Here is a 16,213-nt window from a genome sequence, read left to right on the forward strand (position 1 = left end):
CTCATTTGCGATCAAATTACACCAGGTCTGAAGCAAACTGCTCCGCAAAAGGCTCCGCTCATCAGTACCAATCTTCGCTAAGGGTTGGCACCGCCCGGGCCAGGTGGGTGAGGACGGGCTGCCGTGCCGCCCAGCTTGCCTGCTCCGCCTCCGGCAGCAGGGCCAAGGCTGCCTGCCAGATGCGATTGAACAGCGTTCGGCGTGGTTCACCTGCACTCTGGCTGGCCTTCACCAGCTTAAACACCATCTCATACAGCGCGTCCACCGCCGGGTCGGGGTGCTGCCAGGGGTAAACCAACGCGGTGGGGTCGAACGGAGCGACCAAATTTTGCACATCGTCCAGCTCCAGCAGCCGTGACTCGGCCGGAATGAGTAGCCGGATGGCATACTGGATGGGGCTAATGGCCTCCACCAGCTCCAACTCTGCCAGCAGTGCCAGCAAATCAAGATACCCCTGCACCGTCGTCCACGGCGTGAAGGTGACAAAGGTGGGGGTAAGCGGCAGGCCAATTTGCCGCATTTGCCGGGCCACCTGAATAAAGTCTTCCCGGCTATGCCCTTTATCCAAAATGGCCAAAATCTCATCATCTACCGCTTCCACCGCGCTGACCACAAAGGCACAGCCCGTATCGCGCAGCACGGGCAAGGCGTCGGTGTGCTTTTGCAGATGCTCAATCTTGATGGTGACGTCGTAGGTAAGGTTGGGGAATTCAGCATGGAGGGCTTGCACCAACGGCAGGGCGTGGCCGGGGCCGTTCAAAAAGTCGGGGTCGCCAAAGGTGATGTGCTGCGCTCCGGCGGCCACCTGCTGGCGCACGTCGGCCAGCACCACTTCTGGCTGGATGATGCGAAAACGGCCGTTATAAACCGGCACAATGGGGCAATGACGACACAGATGCTTGCAGCCCCGCGACGCTTCTGTGTAGCCGATGACGCGCTTGCCGTTGGGAGTGGACAGATGAGCGTAACTGGTAAGTGGGGATAAGGCGGTGCGAGACGGCCGTACAAATTGCTGCCTGGCCAATGAAACCGAGGGCAAACCGGGAAGGGGCTGTCCGTCGCGCAGGGCAATCATCAAATCAACCAGCCCTTGTTCAAATTCGCCTCCCAAGATGGTTTGCACCCCCAACTCGCGTAAATAATCTTCATTTACGGGCGCGTACAAACCATAGGCGCATACATGCGCTTGCTGGTTTATGCGCTGCACTCGCTGGATCAGAGGGACAGCCAGCCGGGTGGCGGTGTGCATCGGCAGGTAAAAGGCAATCAGGTTGGCAGTTTGCACGGTGTGGGGTTGGAACGGCCGTACCGACACATCCACACAACTCACCGCCGCCCCGGCAGCTTCCAACCAGGCCGCTGGCGACGCCAGGCCAAAAGGTTGGTGACCTAAATCATAGGTGGAAATGAGGGTGACTCGAAACATGGGGGGATTTTAACGGGAATTAGGCAATTGGGTAATTGATCATCCAATTATCAATTACGTTATGTCTACAAGCCAGTTTTGGTGTAGTCGCGCAACGGTTTCGTCTGAAACGCCTGCACAGTTGCGCAGATAGGCATCCACCGAGCCATACTTTTGGCGCAAATGGGCCAGGGCACTTTGCAGCGTTTTGGCCTTTACCAGCAGTAAATCTTGCAAATCGTCCACGGCGATTCCCCAAGGAGCTATCTGCTTGAACTCAGCGGCGATGCCGTTGCGAAAATGGTTGTAGAATTGATTGCTTAGGGTGTAATCGGCCAGCACGGTTTCTTCCGGCACGCCCAGGGTGAGCAACAGCAAGGCCACAACCAGCCCGGTGCGATCTTTGCCCGCGGTGCAGTGAATGAGCGCGGGTAGTTGATCGGGGTCTGCCAGCCGCTGGAAAATCTCCCCAATATGATGGGCATTGCCATCTAACACGACGCGCGTGTAGCCATTCAGCAGATATTCATCCAGCTTGCCACGGCGAAAAAAGATGGTGAAGGCTCCGCGCAACCGCTCCCAGCGATCGACGCTTTGCATGGGCAACGGCCGTTCCACCAAGCCCGGCACCTCTGGCAACCGGTCAGGGTGCTTTGCCCGCTCCTCCAGCGAGCGCAAATCGCTTACCAACCGAATGCCCAGCCGTTGCAGGTAGGCCAAATCTGCCTTTGTGAGCCGGGAGATACTGCCGGAACGATACAGCTTGCCCCAACGCACCATCTGGCCATCATGCGTAAAATAACCACCCACATCCCGAAGGTTCACCCCTTTTTCCAGCGGCAAAATGCGCTCGGCCACCAGCAGCGAACGGCCGTCCCACGCCCCACCCTTGAATTCTAGGCGGAAGTAGTGACGAACGGCCGTGTTCAGCCCCGCCACCATCGCCTCACGCGCTTCACAGACAGACAACACCTGCGCCATCTCATCCAAATTATCTGGATTGGTACCGACATAGATGATGGTTCGCGCAGCCGACTCTTGCCAGGCAAGATGCAAAAAATTGTCCTGAGTGCGGGTCACAGTAACTGGTTCAGCCAGTGGCAAAATAAATGCCTCAGGGTCTTTGGGCTGTGCGCTGGCAGAAGACGTAAATAGATTCAGAAAAGGCATACGTCCATTGTAAAGAGGAAGGGGTGATTGAACAGCGTAAAAATTGCAGGTGCTAAGCAAACGCTCACAAGCAAACAAAAAGCACCAGACGCCTCGCGGCGTCCGGTGCCCATTGAAGAACAAACAGAAACAAGTTTAGATCAGCAATTAGTCAGATTTTGGTTCCGGCAATAAGGCCATCTGGTTTAATAAATCAGTTATAGTAATAATGCCAACAAGCTCATCATTTTCTACAACGGGCAACGCCCCGAATTTGTACACGCTGAGTAGCTGGGCAACTTTGTGGATGGGTGTGTCTGGTGATACCGTGCGTGGGTTGACTGTCATGCAGTCTGCGGCCTTATAGTCGTTCAGCAATTCCAGCCGTTCTAAGGGTTCTTCACTGGTTAGGGGTGAATTCACGGCAAGGCGAATATCGCGATCGGTCACAATACCCACTAACTTCTTACCATCAATTACCAGTACCTGACGAATATTGGCTTGGTTCATGGTGGTGACAATCGTGCGCAGCGGTGTGTCTTGCGTCACGGTTTCCGGATCGATTGTCATTAGATCAGAGGTGGTTAACATAATGTTCTCCAGAAGATGTGTAATCGGCTAAAGTTGTTGAGATAAACAGCTAGCTCTTGACCGATCACTTGAGTAGAAGCGGGAGAAACGACCCCACTCATTCTCAGGAACGATCCCGCTTTACAGTATCTTATGTGGATGTGGGGCATGGTCTCGGAAATCAGGGTCGCCAAATAAGACCTCAAACTTAGCTAACAGTGTACTGGTTTTCGGGCAAAATATCCGGTGGCAAATGTCATAGATATGAGGTGATGTTCAGGTAAGGAAAATGTGACTTACGGCCGTGCCCCACCAAACAAAAATGCTGACTTTCTGATGAAAGCCAGCACTGAAAATCTGAGTCTAGCTGGGGTCTGTATGGAGGCTCATCACCGTCTGCTGGGCAACCGTCCAAAAGCAGCGTCCTGCTCCGCCACGCCCTTGCGTTCCTGATTTAGCTGCCATAACACAAAGCGCACTCGCGTAGACATTGCCATAGACATATTCCACAAGAACCGCGCGCCCAGTTCCGAATCATCCTCCACTAAAGCCCGTAGTCGCTCCCGGCTGAGGGCCAGCAACGTAGCTCCCTCGCCGCCAGCAATGAGGTCAGCACTGCGCGTGCCGCGGTCTAGCATTGCCAATTCCCCCGTAATTTGCCCGGCACGCAAATTGGCCACATGCTCGATTTTTTCATGGTTGTGATTGTCAGAATTGCTGTCCGGGTCTTTCCACACTTCCACGTACCCTTTTTGGATGATGAACAGTTCGTCACTGATGGTGGCTGCTTCGGCAATGACATCGCCTGGCTCAAAAACGCGCACCTGGCATTGGGCTGCCAATCGCGTACGCTGTGGCAATGTCAAGTCAGAACCAACATCGGAGTTGACTAAAAATTGAGCAATTTCGTTAATCTGGGCCAGCTCATCCTCTTCAACTGGTTTGAAGAGAGCACTGCTGTGCAGGGGCAATCCCAAAAAGGCGGCCACCATGCGGCGGGTTGTGTCCGGTGCTTCAAATTGGGGCCAGTGGCCTGCCTTGGGCAAAATACGCAGGTCAGCGGCGGGCCACTCATCGTCTACCACGCCAGCATCCCGCAGCGGCACAGTGTTGTCTTCAGCACCCCAAATCACCAAAGATGGCGTTTCGATTTGGCTCAAACGGCCGCTTAAATCATTTTCTAGCATCGCTCGGTAACATTCTGCCCGAACACGCCCCTGTCCCGGACGCCGCGCATCCATGCGCAGCCGCTCATAATCTGCCTCGGTAATGCCGGTGCGTTCGGCAAAGGAAACAGGGCGCATCAGCCGATCCGTTAGCCCCACAAAAGCGCGTTCGGTAGAAGTAACGACCAGGCTGCCCAGGCCAAATCGTTCCATCATGGTAATGGGACTAATGAAGAGGTTGATGGCTGTGGATAAACGGCCGCTTATCGTGGGACTCAGTAGCACCATGCGTTCTACCAATACAGGATGCGCCAAGGCCAACGTCAGACTAATCATGCCACCCATTGAGTGACCCACCAACACCACAGGGCCGTCGCTAATTTGGCCAATGAGCTTAGCCAGCAGTTCCGCATAGCCAGGAATCGTTGTTGTTTCTTCTAATGGAGGGGATTGACCGTAGCCGGGCAGATCAATGGCAATGACGTGGAATCGTTGGGCTAATTGACCCAGCAGAGGGGAGGTGGCATACCAGGAACTGGACCAGCCATGGATGAGCAGGGCGATTTGTCGCCCTTTTTTGCCTGCTTCTACGTAATGAATTTCCTGATTACCAACGGAAAATGTGCCTTCTGTGTACGGTTCCATTCACGTCACCTTGTCTACGGCCGTTACCTTTACTTATTCATACTAATGATTACTTCTAACGAAATTTCTTCACCTTGCTATCTTAATCAATAGATAGCAATAGGAGGTTAAGGCAACGTGAAAAAGGGGGGAATGTTAAAAAATTAACAAAACAGGTGGTGATCAGTTTTCAAGCTGATCATCACCTGTTTTTCAGTATGTCGGTAATTGGCAAACTGATTACCGATTACGGAGTAATAGTGAAGATGAGTCCAGCCGAACGGCCGTTCACTTCAGGAAAGAACGTCTCATGGGCAAAGGTAGGCCGGACTTGATATTCGCCAGGAATGGTGGCTTGCAGGAAGTAGCTATACTGATACGTGCCAGCGGGCAGGAAATTGGCCAAAAAGACAACTTGCTCGTCCCGGTATTCAATCCGGTTGAAATACCACCAACCCCAATAGCCGTAACGATACGCTTCATCCACACGATCCACCTGCCCACCCTGCGTTGGTGAGTTAATATTCAGTCCCGGATCGAGTGCCTCGGTTCCAGCAGGGATGGGGTCCTCGATGCGGGCGTACACCAAATCGTTTTCAGCGATGACGGTAAGCACGACGCGCACCTGCTGCCCCGCTTCAATTTGGGTAATTGGTTCACACGTTTCAGTTTCCGGGTCGCAAGCGGCATCGTAGTAAACGCGCTCCACGGAGACGCCCCGGTTAATGGGCTGCACAAAGTTCATGTCGATGCTGCTTTCCAGGTGCATCGTGTAATAGAGACGGCCGTCCCCAGCCCCACGCCCAAAGTTAAAAAAGTTGGCCTCTTCCAGCAGCAAATCATCTAGCGGCAGCGACAGGATTCGGCTGTCTGTGACACTGTTGGTGGTGAAACGGCCGTCCGTCACCGACTGCAAATTCACGTCTAAACTGTAATCGTAGTTGGCATCCAACTCACCACTGGCAACCAGCCACTCCGTCAGTGAGAAGATCGTCCATGCCGTTTCATGCGAGGTAGCCCAAAGCGGCGCACCGTGTCCGCTTGCCGTACGGGCACTCATCAACCAGCGCACCGCTCCTGGCAGCAGCGCATTGTCTGGCTCTTGCGCGGCTACTGCTTGCAGCACGATGGCTGTGCCGCGCACATCGCTGTTCAGGTTACGCACGTCGCGGCTGGCATCTTCCCAATGGGTACCTGTCGCGCTGATGATGGCACTGTCACTTAGATCAGTCAGCAACATTGCCATTTGGCTATCGGCCAAATCCAAATGGGCGTACGCTAACACAACCAAGGCGCGGGCGTACGGGTCTAGCAAGGCCCGATTCTCTTCCACCAATCGATCTAAATCCGCGGCCACATTCGGGTTTAGCTGCGCCAGCACGTACAGGAAGAATGCCTGTCGGTTCACCTTAAACGAGGTGAGCTGCGGTGAGGGCAATTCAAGCTGCCGCACCAAATAATTGGCCCCGTTTTCCAACACATTTGTCTTTACCGAGTACCCTAATTCACGGGCTTTGGCTAAGCCAAAGAGCGCGTAACCAGTCAGCCACGGATCGCTTTCTACGCTGCTGCACCAGCCCCAACCGCCATCGGACAGCACCAACGCTTCTAGCTGGCTAATACTCGTTTGCACAATTTGTTCTGACTCAGTGACGGCCGTTTCACTTAACCCCGCCCCCTCAACTCGCTGAGCAAGACCCAGCAAGGCCACATTTGGCAACAGGCGGTCAGTGATGGCGTAGGCGCAGAATGACGAGTACGGTTCTTCGTTATTCAGCTCAATGCTATCCACCAACGCTGCTGCCAGCGACGGGCTAAGGCTGATTGCTACCTCGCCCTGGGCAGGATCGACGCCCGGCGGCAGCAAAATCGCCTCAACGCGGTTCCCGGCAGCGTTAAGCTGCCCTGCCGTAGCCACAATATCATCTCCAGTGTAGCGGTAAACTGGGATTTCACTACCATCGCTAATGGCTGGCTTGGTCGCGTCGCTGTAGCCGCCGCCTTCCACACGGAAGGTGAGGTCAACGCCAGCCACATTTTGCACGGTGACGGGCCAGCGAACGAGCATTTGGCCGTTGGCAGGCACAGTGACGGTTTGCGTTTCCGGGCTATTGAGGGTAACGCCAGTGGCTTGGAGGGTAACGGCCGTTTCCAGCGCATCTCCGGTGTTATTGTTCACTACCGCCCCCAGCTCTACCACGTCGCCAGCGGTGAAAAAGCGCGGCGTGACGGGGCGCACCAGCAACGGCATTGTGGTGATAATGTCAACCGAGTTTTGGCCGACGAGCGTCTCTGGCGTGACCGCCTTGCTGCTGAGTCGCCAGGTGGTCAGGCTATCGGGCAGCGGAATCTCAACCGTTGCTTCGCCATTGGCATCGGTTGTTAGATTGGCCTGCCAGAAGGCTGTGTCGGGGAAGTCCTGGCGCACGCCGTCATCCTCATCTTCCTCGTTGAGACGCGCGACTGTTGTTTCCAGAGCCACGTCGCCACCGCCACCGCCGCCCAGGCCAAGCTGCTCAATTGGCACTTCAACCGGATACCCTTCCCCAGAGAAAGTGAGTCCAGACCCCATGCGACTGCGGTACGGCTGTGTGGCGTAAAAAGCGTCTACAATGTTCGGCGCGTTGTCCTCTTTGAGTGAAAGTACGGCCAAATCTACCAACGCCAGCGACAGATCGGACTGGACGGGGTTGCCCTGGTGATCCGTGACGATGATAGTGTAGACGGCCGTTTCTCCCGGCCCGAACGTCTCTTGCTGCGGGGTCAGGTTAATATTAAGCGTTTGCTGCTCCACAGAGACAGGCAGTTCCGCAATACCCAACCGCATTTCGGGATACGGATTGCCGCCATCAGTAACGCCCTTGACGGCCGTAACCGTTACAAACGCATTGGGTGCCATCTCTGGCGAGATGGGAATTTCCAGCACGTCGCTGCTGCCATCTACGGTGATGAGCCGCTGCTCCAGCAGCTGCCCCCGCTCAATGGTGAGCCACGCCTGCACTGGCTGGCTAAATGGCGACTGGATGAGCACCTGCGCCGTGTCGCCGGGAGCATAATCGGCGGCATCGGGTGTGAGGGTCATTGTCTTGTCACGCGGATCGATTTGCCAACCAATGCGGCCACTATCAGCAACCCAAATGGTGGTGCTGCTAAACTGCGCTCGCCCGCCGTCATCTGTGACGGTGGCTACGGCGACGTAGGTACCGCCCTCTTCCGGGGTAAAGCTGGCAGCCGCTTCACCCAATCCATCGGTACTCACGCGGGTACGGGCCACTTCGGTGTCTACCGGTTCCCAGCGCGTGTAATAAGTGCCAAAGTCCTGGGCGCGGGTGGAAACCCATTCCCGACGGTAAAAGACAACTTCAACTTCCTGGTTAGGTACAGCCGTTCCATCCCAACCAATCGTCTGCAAATTCACGTCCGATTCCGTGCCAGCGCGACCAATAAAATCGTCTGGCTGAATGCCTACGTAAATTTCACCCGCATGGAGGGTAACTGAAGTGCGGCTGGTAACCGGAAATTCAGAAATATCGAAGATGGTGGCTTCGACAGTAACAATGCGGCTGCCTGCTTCGGCATCTTGCAATAAACTAGCGGGCAGGGTGAGTTGGAGACGGCCGTTTTCATCCGTCTGGCCGCTGCCATTCAAAACAAAATTCCCTAACCCGCCAGGGCCACCAAATCCGCCAAACAAGCCGAGGTCTTCATAGAAAAAGCGTCCGCTGTCGCCAAAACTGAAGTATGGCCCACCTTCATACGCTAGCTGATAAGCCCGCTCGTATACTGTCCACTCTACCGACAAGTCGGTGGCTGGCCCGCCAAAAAAGTAGCTGGCCTCCAGAGCAATTGTGACGCTCTCGCCACGCAATTGCTCTGGCTGTTCGGGGGTTAGTGCCACCTGAAACTCAGGAGCGCGATACTCGGCAACGGTAAACAGACGAAACGCATCAACCTGGGGATTCTGAGCAAACAGCTGGTACGTGCCCAATGAGACATCTTCTGCCAACTGATATTCGCCACTAAAGCTGCCGTCGGGGCCGATGGTGACTACAATTGGCTGTTGCGCCGTATCGCCGCCGCGAAAAAAGTCAGCCAAGCGCAGATCAAGGGTGGTAAGATCGGTGGGAATGTAACGGCCGTAATTTGTATTCCGCACGATGCCCTTAAAATAAATCGTATCTCCTGGTCGGTAGATAGGACGGTCCGTGTAAATGTAGGCAATGGTGTCTACTTCTTTACCACTTGTGGCTGGAACATCAAGCTCCCAGGGGCGAATGCCATCGTCCCAAATACTGCTGCCAATGCCAAAGCCCTCTTGCCCCGGCTGACCGCTGACCACCGTTACGCCCTCCAGAAAATCATTGCTGGGACTGTAGCTGAATTGGGCGAAACCGTTTTGGTCGGAAACGGCCGTGCCCAAAGAGACCCCTTGCTCGCTGTACAGCGTCAGCGATTGGTTGGCCGCAGGCAGTCCGGTACGCAAATTAGTCACCCAAACGTGAACTGCGCCAAACATCTCCTTCACCACAATGTTTGTATCGGCCACCACCAGCAAGTTGCGCTGATTTTGCCAAAACTGCACGTCGTCGCCCGTTTCCGGGGCATCCACCGTAAGGAAATAGACGCCGGGAGTTAGCGTGCCACCTCCCTCCCCAGCCAGCGGAATGCTGAGCGTATTGACGGCATCTCGTTCGCTGGTTTGGGGCAGCGACCAACTGTTAATTGGAACGGCCGCAGGGCGATAATCGGTGACATCATACGGCCGATTGAGCAAATTGAGCGGCAGCCCCACATCATACAAGGCCACATCCAGCCGGGACACATTCACATGAATCACATCTACCGTGGTAGCAAAGCTGGTGCTGAACTGGCTGAGCTGTGGTGGCAAGCCCAGCGAGGCAATCGGCACCCGCCCCGGCGTGGTAAAGCGGAAAGTGACCGGTTCACCCAGCGTATTGCCATACGGGTCGGCCACAAAGCCCGGCACGATGATGGTGTAGGTTGTGTTCAGTTCCAGATTGAAATCCAGTGTAATCTCATTGCTGAACTGATTGATGAAGGTGCGCATGCTGGTCGGCTCGGGATCGATGCGGATGTTGCCTTCAACCGTCTCCCAATCCATTGGCGAAGCAAACTGAATGGTCACGCCCCGCTGGAATCGCTCTGCCAAACCGCCAGCGGCAGGCACGGTGCGCACAATGCCGGGCAGCGGCACTGTTTGGTACGTTACAGTTTCAGAGCCATCTAAACTAGCGGCACCGTTGGCAGCGCGCGCAGAATTGTTGATTTGTAGCTGATAAGTGGCGTCTAACGCCAAAATTTGCTGCGGCGTTAGCTGCAACACGCGGTCATCCTCCAGCCACTCGTAAGCCATATCTGCCGCAGGTGCCTCAAAGCCGGTGAGGGAAACGGCCGCTTCCGTGGCCGCACGGTCCATGGGCATGTTGAAGGTGACGGTGATAGGAGCCGTTGGCACCAGATTGGCGGTGCTGAATGGCTGAATGCTTACAATTTCCGGGCTGAGCGTGGTGAATTGGCTAGCAAACGGAGTGACGAGGCTCACGCCAACTACATCGGTTAGCGAATCGTCAATGGCTAGGCGATATGTTGTCGCTCCGGCCAGCGGCGCATCTGGTACAAAGCGGTAGATGCTGGTGGAGGTCCACTCCCCTACGCCACTCACCGGCGGATCAATCGTGAGCGGCTGGGGCAAGTCAGCCTGCTGCCCACTGCTTACCAGCGGCACGACGGGTCGGTTGAACAACACCGTAATCGCGCCATCCGTCTGCACCCCTGCACTGCCGTCGGCGGGAATGATTTGGCTGATTTCCAAAGTGCCGACTGTTTGCAGCGTAAGTTCCAGCGGCACTTCCAGGGTGAGGCCATTGGCGGAAGCGGCCGTTTCGCTAATTTCTACCCGGTAGGTCTGACGGCGTTGATAATCCGCCTGAGGCGTGAACACCATCGTGTCTGGGCGCGGCCAGGAGAAGTTGCCGTTTACCTTCTGATTGTCATCCGTGGGCGTCACGCTAAAAGCCGCTTCAACGGCTCGCTGGTCCATCGGCTGGTCAAAGCGGATGGTAATCGCACCGTTGAGCAACACCTCTTCGCCCGGTGCGGGGCTACTGTAAATCACCTGCGGTGCCCAATCAATTTCATCTGGATCGATTTGGACGGGGGCTGGGGGCGCAACGGCCGTTTCCGTCCCAGAATCGGTAGCAATGGGCGTGGCAGTTGGGATGGGTGTGGGAAGGGTGACGGTGGGAACGGCCGTAGGCAGCGGTTCCTCCTCACGGCAGGCCACCAAAATCAACAGGACAATCACAAATATAGAAATTAGTCGGTTTTTACGCATAGCGTGTTTTTATCTCCAATACATTAGTAAGGCTTAAAGCTGTAACGATCTAATTCAGGGAATTGTTCCTTCACAGCTTGAAATCTTAATAGTTTTCCACTAGACAATCATAACATACAGCTCATTTCTCTGAACAATATTCACCCTATTTTGAACCATTGGTTTACCAACAAGTCTTTGGTTTACCAACAAGTCTATTGAGGCAAGCAGTGGTTTATGTATTGCGCTAAAACTTATATTTAACTTATAATACTAACGCTATGTATTCAATTGAGTGGACACGTAAAGCTCTGAAACAGTTAAAGCGCATTCAACAACAGCATCAAAAACGAATTGTTGTGTCCGTTCGCGAATTGGAAAACTGGCCTGATTGCCAAAATGTTAAAGCATTAACCAATCGCCCAGGTTACCGACTGCGGGTAGGTTCATACCGTGTTTTATTTGAAGTTGAAGACGGTATGAAAATTATTGAAATTGAAGAGGTGAAAAAACGAGATGATCGCACCTATTAATCACCAAATTATTGAAAAAGATGGCAAGCCATTATTTGTATTGGTTCCTTATGATGAATATTTATCGCTGGTTGAACACGAAGATGCTACGACTATCCCTCAGGCTGTAGTTGAAAAGCACATTTTGGAAGAGATGAGCCTCATTCGCGCCTGGCGGGAGTATCTTAGCCTATCGCAGAAAGATGTGGCGCAAAAGGCAGGTATTTCGCAATCTGCCTATTCGCAAATGGAAAAGCCAAAGGCAAATTTGCGCCGAACGACCATAAACAAAATTGCCAGGGCTTTGGGTATTGCACCAGAACAACTTGCTGTTTAGTTTGTTCGCTTGGCAAGAGTGGATTTGCTATAATTCTGGCGTTGTGAACGATTTGCACATTATCAATCCAGACGAAGCGCAAGTTGTTGAAGACGAGCGTTGGATGCGGGTGGCACTGGAATTGGCGGAACAAGCTGCTACCCTGGGCGAGGTGCCCGTGGGTGCCGTGGCAGTGCTAGACGGCCGTATCGTGGGCCAAGGCTTTAATCGCAAAGAAAGTGACCAGGACCCCACCGCCCACGCTGAGATGATTGCTCTGAAGGAAACGGCCGTTGCTGTGCAAAATTGGCGACTCCTGAACGTGACACTCTACTGCACGCTGGAACCTTGCCCAATGTGCGCGGGGGCCATGATTCAGGCCAGACTGCCAAGGCTAGTGTACGGTGCCAAAGACACCCGCTTTGGCGCGCACGGCTCCATCGTCAACGTGCTGGATGAAACTGAGTTCAACCACCGCGTCAGCATCACCAGCGGCGTTTTGGCAAATGAAGCAGCAGAACTACTACAACAGTTCTTTCAAATGTTAAGAGCCAGTAATCAGTAGCCCAGTATTCAGTAATGCGAACTGATTACTGAATACCGACGACTGACAACTGAAAACGGAGAGGTGCCAGAGTGGACGATTGGGGTGCTCTCGAAAAGCACTGTGGCCTTGCGGTCACCGTGGGTTCGAATCCCACCCTCTCCGCCTTTTTTTAACAGAAGGACATCCAAATGGGTGTCCTTTTTCTTTTGGGTGTTTGCTTACAGTTGGGCAGAAACGGCCGTGTTACCATCCCTCCAAATTTTCTAATCAATTGGAGGTTCCATGCCCAAAAATTCGTCATCCTCGCGCAGGCAACGGCAAGCTGCCAAAGCCAAAGCCGCCCGCTTGCAAAAAATCCGCTATGCAGGCATTGCCGCTGTGCTGCTGTTGGTTTTTGTTGGCATCGCCTGGTGGCGCAATGCCGGCATCATTCCCGCAGAAGAGCTAGCTGCCCAAATTTCTCCCAACTTGGATGGCCCAGCCGACGCGCCCATCCGCGTTGTTGAGTATGGAGATTTAGCCTGTTCATCGTGCAAGCGGTGGCACAATTTGGGCATCAAGGAGCAGCTACAGACACAATTTGGCGACCAGATTAGCTTTGAATATCGGCATTTTCCGGTGGTTACAGCCACCTCCCCCACCGGTGCTGAGGGAGCGCAATGTGCGGCAGAGCAAGATGCCTTTTGGCTATTTCATGATTACATTTACGAAAACCTGGAAGATTACCCTGCTCTGAGCAGTCGGCGGGTGAAAGAGATTGCTACGGCCGTTAACTTAGACCGAGACAAATTTGATAGCTGCCTGGATTCCGGCAAATATCAGGATTTTGTGAGCCAGGCTATTCGGCAGGCCCAAGCCGATGGTGCCCGCGGCACGCCCACATTTCTGGTTAATGGCGAGCAAGTTTTCCCGTCTTACGAGTCAATGTCTGCTACAATTAGCGCGCTTTTACAAAATTAGTTATGGATGTACAGATGAATGAATTAACCCATTTTCGTAACGAAATAGACCAATTTATGGGCTTTCACCCGCAGTCGCCGCTAGACCACGAACAGCGGGCAAATTTTGATGGCTTGGCTTACTTTGAGCCAAACGAGGCATTGGTGATGGTTTTGCCAGTGGAGAAGTTTGCCGCTACAGAACCGATGATTGAGATGGAAACCAGCACGGGTGAGCAACGGCCGTACCGTCGCTACGGCCGAATTTCATTTGAGGTTGACGGCGAGCCAGCTAGCCTGATCATTTACAGCGACATCTATGGTCAGGAATTCTTCTTACCTTTCCGCGATGCCACCAGCGGCAAAGAGACGTACGGCGCAGGACGGTATTTAGATAATCATCGGCCGGGATTGGTAGCATTGGCAGACGGCCGTATCAAAATCGACTTCAACTTTGCCTACAATCCGTACTGCGCATATTCTCCTCAGTACAGTTGCCCACTCCCTCCACGTGAAAATTGGCTCACCGTGCCCATTCAGGCTGGCGAAAAGAATTTTAATTTTGAATCTCATTAGCAGCTACATCTTTGCTTAAGCGAGAAGAAAGCCCAAATTGACAACATCACAATTCTTGCAGAATAACAGAAAGTAAGTAATTGCGAAGAGTATAGGTCGATATTAGGTCTCAATACTGTTTCTAACAGCTTCAGCAAAGGCTTCATTAGTAAACGGCTTAGACAGCCAAGATACATTGTCTTGTTTAAGCAAATCCTGTCCTCGTTCATTTAGCGGATAACCAGTAACAAAGAGCATTTTCAGTCTGGGTTTCCGCCTACTAAGAATTTGGAAAAAAGCTTCCCCTCCCATGCCCGGCATTACCATGTCGCTTACCACCAAGGCAATATCTTCTGGAGCATAATGGTCAAGAATAATAAGAGCTTCTTCGCTATTTTGAGCCACTACCACTGTATATCCTAATATTTCAAGCGCATCACACATGGCGATCCGTATTTCTTTTTCATCCTCGACAATTAAAATATTTTCGCCCTTGCCTTGTACAGCATGGTTATTGTCAGGCATTTGCGGAATTAATGATCCCGTTTCTGTTAAGATAAGCGGAAGGTATATCGTTATCGTCGTTCCCTCCCCTACCTCACTAGACAAATCCAAATACCCATCATGCTGACGAACGATCCCATAAACTTGGGCTAACCCAAGTCCAGTTCCTTGAGTCGGCGGTTTGGTTGTAAAAAACGGTTCTAATACTTTGTGCAAATTTTCCTCATTAATACCTATGCCCGAGTCATTAAACTGAATCATTAACCATCTTCCAGTAGGCATGTTGGGTAGAGGGGTCTTCATATGGGAACTAAGTGTCATATCTGTCAAATAGATTTGCAAATTGCCGCCATCAGGCATTGCATCTCTGGCATTAATACACAGATTCATAAACGCTTGATGCAGGCGTGTATTATCGCCGTTCACAACATAAGGGTCTTTTTCATACTCAAAATCGATCAAAATATTTTCTGGCATAGTTCGCCTCAACAATTTGACCAACTCCTTGAAAAAAGGCACCATGTCTATCGGCTTGCGCTTAATAATAGAACGACGACTAATATCCAGAATTTGAGAGGTTAACTCAGCAGCATGGTGTGCCTGCTTTTTGATAGTATACAATCGGTCTTCATTTGTTGGAGAAAGGGTGGCCGTGCTTAGTAATAAATCAGAATAAAGCGTAATTACCCCAAGTACATTATTGAAATCATGGGCAATACCAGCTGCTAGTTGACCCACTGTAGCCAACCGTTCTTGGGCGTTAAGATACTTTTGCCGTTCACGCTCTTCTGTTACTTCCCGCAGAACAAGCACCCACCCATTTTGTGAAGGCTCAGATGTGAGGGAGCTGACCCCTAAATCAAAAAATCGCTTTTCCGCAACAAATTCCAATTCATGCCACAATTGATTGGACTCCGTGATATTGTTTAAACTTTCTGCAATCGGTTGATTAGCAAGATGAGTAATTACATCACCCACTTTTGCATTCGCCAATGTCTTTAAATAGCGTGAGCCAGTTGGATTTGCATGTTGCACACAATAAGAGTGGTTAAGCAAAAGAATACCGTCCGGTATAGTGGACAAAATCAGATCAAGTTGATAGGTTTGTTGCTGCACAGTTTCTAGTAGCTTTCGGTTTTCAACAACCAGATTTCGTCTTTCCAAAGCTTGTCTGATCGTGACAAACATTTCATCTATATTAAATGGCTTCGTGATATAGGCTGAAGCACCTGCATTTAAAGCGCGGATAGCCGTTTCCATTGTTGCATGCCCTGTCATCACAATCACAACCAGATCAGGATCGGCCTCTCTCAGCGGTTCAATTAAAGCAACACCCTCCATATCGGGAAGCCGAATATCGACAAGTGCCAGATGAAAGGTTCCATGTTGTATCTTTTCCCTAGCCTGCTCTCCATTAAATGCTGTTTCAACCCAAAATCCTTTACTCTCGAAAATAAAGAGCAAGGTTCGCGTTGTATTTTCATCATCTTCAACAATAAGAAGTCTGTTTGTTTTTTCCATTATTAACTGTAAATATGTTTGATAAACGCGCAGGAGATTTTCTATGCCGAAAGCAACCTAGAGGTAGTGGCG

General features: G+C 52.3%; 11 protein-coding genes and 1 tRNA gene. 6 read left to right on the plus strand and 6 right to left on the minus strand.

All coding sequences use genetic code 11. The features are described from left to right. Window positions 1-61: 61 nt before the first annotated feature. From ACOQPU_RS11300 to ACOQPU_RS11320, 5 genes are all read right to left on the minus strand, one after another. Window positions 62-1,426, minus strand: a complete 1,365-nt coding sequence (locus tag ACOQPU_RS11300) for a CUAEP/CCAEP-tail radical SAM (seleno)protein (RefSeq protein ID WP_420645212.1) — start codon at window positions 1,424-1,426, stop codon at window positions 62-64. 54 nt (window positions 1,427-1,480) lie between these two features. Further along, the gene (locus ACOQPU_RS11305) at window positions 1,481-2,575 is read right to left on the minus strand and encodes a tyrosine-protein phosphatase (protein WP_420645213.1); all 1,095 of its coding nucleotides are present in this window, start codon (window positions 2,573-2,575) and stop codon (window positions 1,481-1,483) included. A 147-nt stretch (window positions 2,576-2,722) separates the two neighbouring features. Then, window positions 2,723-3,145 (minus strand): CBS domain-containing protein, encoded by a 423-nt coding sequence (locus ACOQPU_RS11310; RefSeq protein ID WP_420645214.1) that lies wholly within the window; start codon window positions 3,143-3,145, stop codon window positions 2,723-2,725. A gap of 368 nt (window positions 3,146-3,513) precedes the next feature. Then, complete coding sequence (locus tag ACOQPU_RS11315; RefSeq protein WP_420645215.1) at window positions 3,514-4,935, minus strand: alpha/beta fold hydrolase; 1,422 nt, start codon at window positions 4,933-4,935, stop codon at window positions 3,514-3,516. A 226-nt stretch (window positions 4,936-5,161) separates the two neighbouring features. Then, window positions 5,162-11,269, minus strand: a complete 6,108-nt coding sequence (locus tag ACOQPU_RS11320; RefSeq protein WP_420645216.1) for an Ig-like domain-containing protein — start codon at window positions 11,267-11,269, stop codon at window positions 5,162-5,164. A gap of 260 nt (window positions 11,270-11,529) precedes the next feature. On the opposite strand from ACOQPU_RS11320, the gene ACOQPU_RS11325 reads away from it, so the two are divergent. The 6 genes from ACOQPU_RS11325 (at window position 11,530) to ACOQPU_RS11350 (ending at window position 14,137) form a co-directional block, all read left to right on the plus strand. Further along, window positions 11,530-11,781, plus strand: coding sequence for a type II toxin-antitoxin system RelE family toxin (locus ACOQPU_RS11325; protein ID WP_420645217.1), 252 nt, complete (start codon window positions 11,530-11,532; stop codon window positions 11,779-11,781). Beyond that, window positions 11,765-12,097: a helix-turn-helix domain-containing protein gene (locus ACOQPU_RS11330; protein ID WP_420645218.1), complete on the plus strand. Its 333-nt coding sequence runs from the start codon at window positions 11,765-11,767 to the stop codon at window positions 12,095-12,097. The genes ACOQPU_RS11325 and ACOQPU_RS11330 overlap by 17 nt, the downstream gene beginning before the upstream one ends. A 43-nt stretch (window positions 12,098-12,140) precedes the next feature. Next, complete coding sequence (gene tadA, locus ACOQPU_RS11335; RefSeq protein ID WP_420645219.1) at window positions 12,141-12,641, plus strand: tRNA adenosine(34) deaminase TadA; 501 nt, start codon at window positions 12,141-12,143, stop codon at window positions 12,639-12,641. A 57-nt stretch (window positions 12,642-12,698) separates the two neighbouring features. Further along, window positions 12,699-12,785, plus strand: a tRNA-Ser gene (locus ACOQPU_RS11340). A 120-nt stretch (window positions 12,786-12,905) separates the two neighbouring features. After that, entirely contained in the window at window positions 12,906-13,583 is a 678-nt protein-coding gene (locus ACOQPU_RS11345; protein ID WP_420645220.1) for a DsbA family protein, read from the plus strand. A gap of 14 nt (window positions 13,584-13,597) precedes the next feature. After that, complete coding sequence (locus ACOQPU_RS11350; protein WP_420645221.1) at window positions 13,598-14,137, plus strand: DUF1684 domain-containing protein; 540 nt, start codon at window positions 13,598-13,600, stop codon at window positions 14,135-14,137. A gap of 102 nt (window positions 14,138-14,239) precedes the next feature. On the opposite strand, the gene ACOQPU_RS11355 is transcribed toward ACOQPU_RS11350, so the two are convergent. Next, window positions 14,240-16,141, minus strand: a complete 1,902-nt coding sequence (locus ACOQPU_RS11355; RefSeq protein WP_420645222.1) for a response regulator — start codon at window positions 16,139-16,141, stop codon at window positions 14,240-14,242. Window positions 16,142-16,213 lie beyond the last annotated feature (72 nt).

The organism is Candidatus Leptofilum sp. (assembly GCF_965223285.1).
In the GTDB taxonomy this organism is placed as follows: Bacteria; Chloroflexota; Anaerolineae; order Promineifilales; family Promineifilaceae; genus Leptofilum.

Coding starts and splice junctions, on each gene's coding strand:
- ACOQPU_RS11300 (WP_420645212.1), bottom strand. CDS start 1,426: ATGTTTCGAGTCACCCTCATTTCCACCTATGATTTAGGTCACCAACCT.
- ACOQPU_RS11305 (WP_420645213.1), bottom strand. CDS start 2,575: ATGCCTTTTCTGAATCTATTTACGTCTTCTGCCAGCGCACAGCCCAAA.
- ACOQPU_RS11310 (WP_420645214.1), bottom strand. CDS start 3,145: ATGTTAACCACCTCTGATCTAATGACAATCGATCCGGAAACCGTGACG.
- ACOQPU_RS11315 (WP_420645215.1), bottom strand. CDS start 4,935: ATGGAACCGTACACAGAAGGCACATTTTCCGTTGGTAATCAGGAAATT.
- ACOQPU_RS11320 (WP_420645216.1), bottom strand. CDS start 11,269: ATGCGTAAAAACCGACTAATTTCTATATTTGTGATTGTCCTGTTGATT.
- ACOQPU_RS11325 (WP_420645217.1), top strand. CDS start 11,530: ATGTATTCAATTGAGTGGACACGTAAAGCTCTGAAACAGTTAAAGCGC.
- ACOQPU_RS11330 (WP_420645218.1), top strand. CDS start 11,765: ATGATCGCACCTATTAATCACCAAATTATTGAAAAAGATGGCAAGCCA.
- ACOQPU_RS11345 (WP_420645220.1), top strand. CDS start 12,906: ATGCCCAAAAATTCGTCATCCTCGCGCAGGCAACGGCAAGCTGCCAAA.
- ACOQPU_RS11350 (WP_420645221.1), top strand. CDS start 13,598: ATGAATGAATTAACCCATTTTCGTAACGAAATAGACCAATTTATGGGC.
- ACOQPU_RS11355 (WP_420645222.1), bottom strand. CDS start 16,141: ATGGAAAAAACAAACAGACTTCTTATTGTTGAAGATGATGAAAATACA.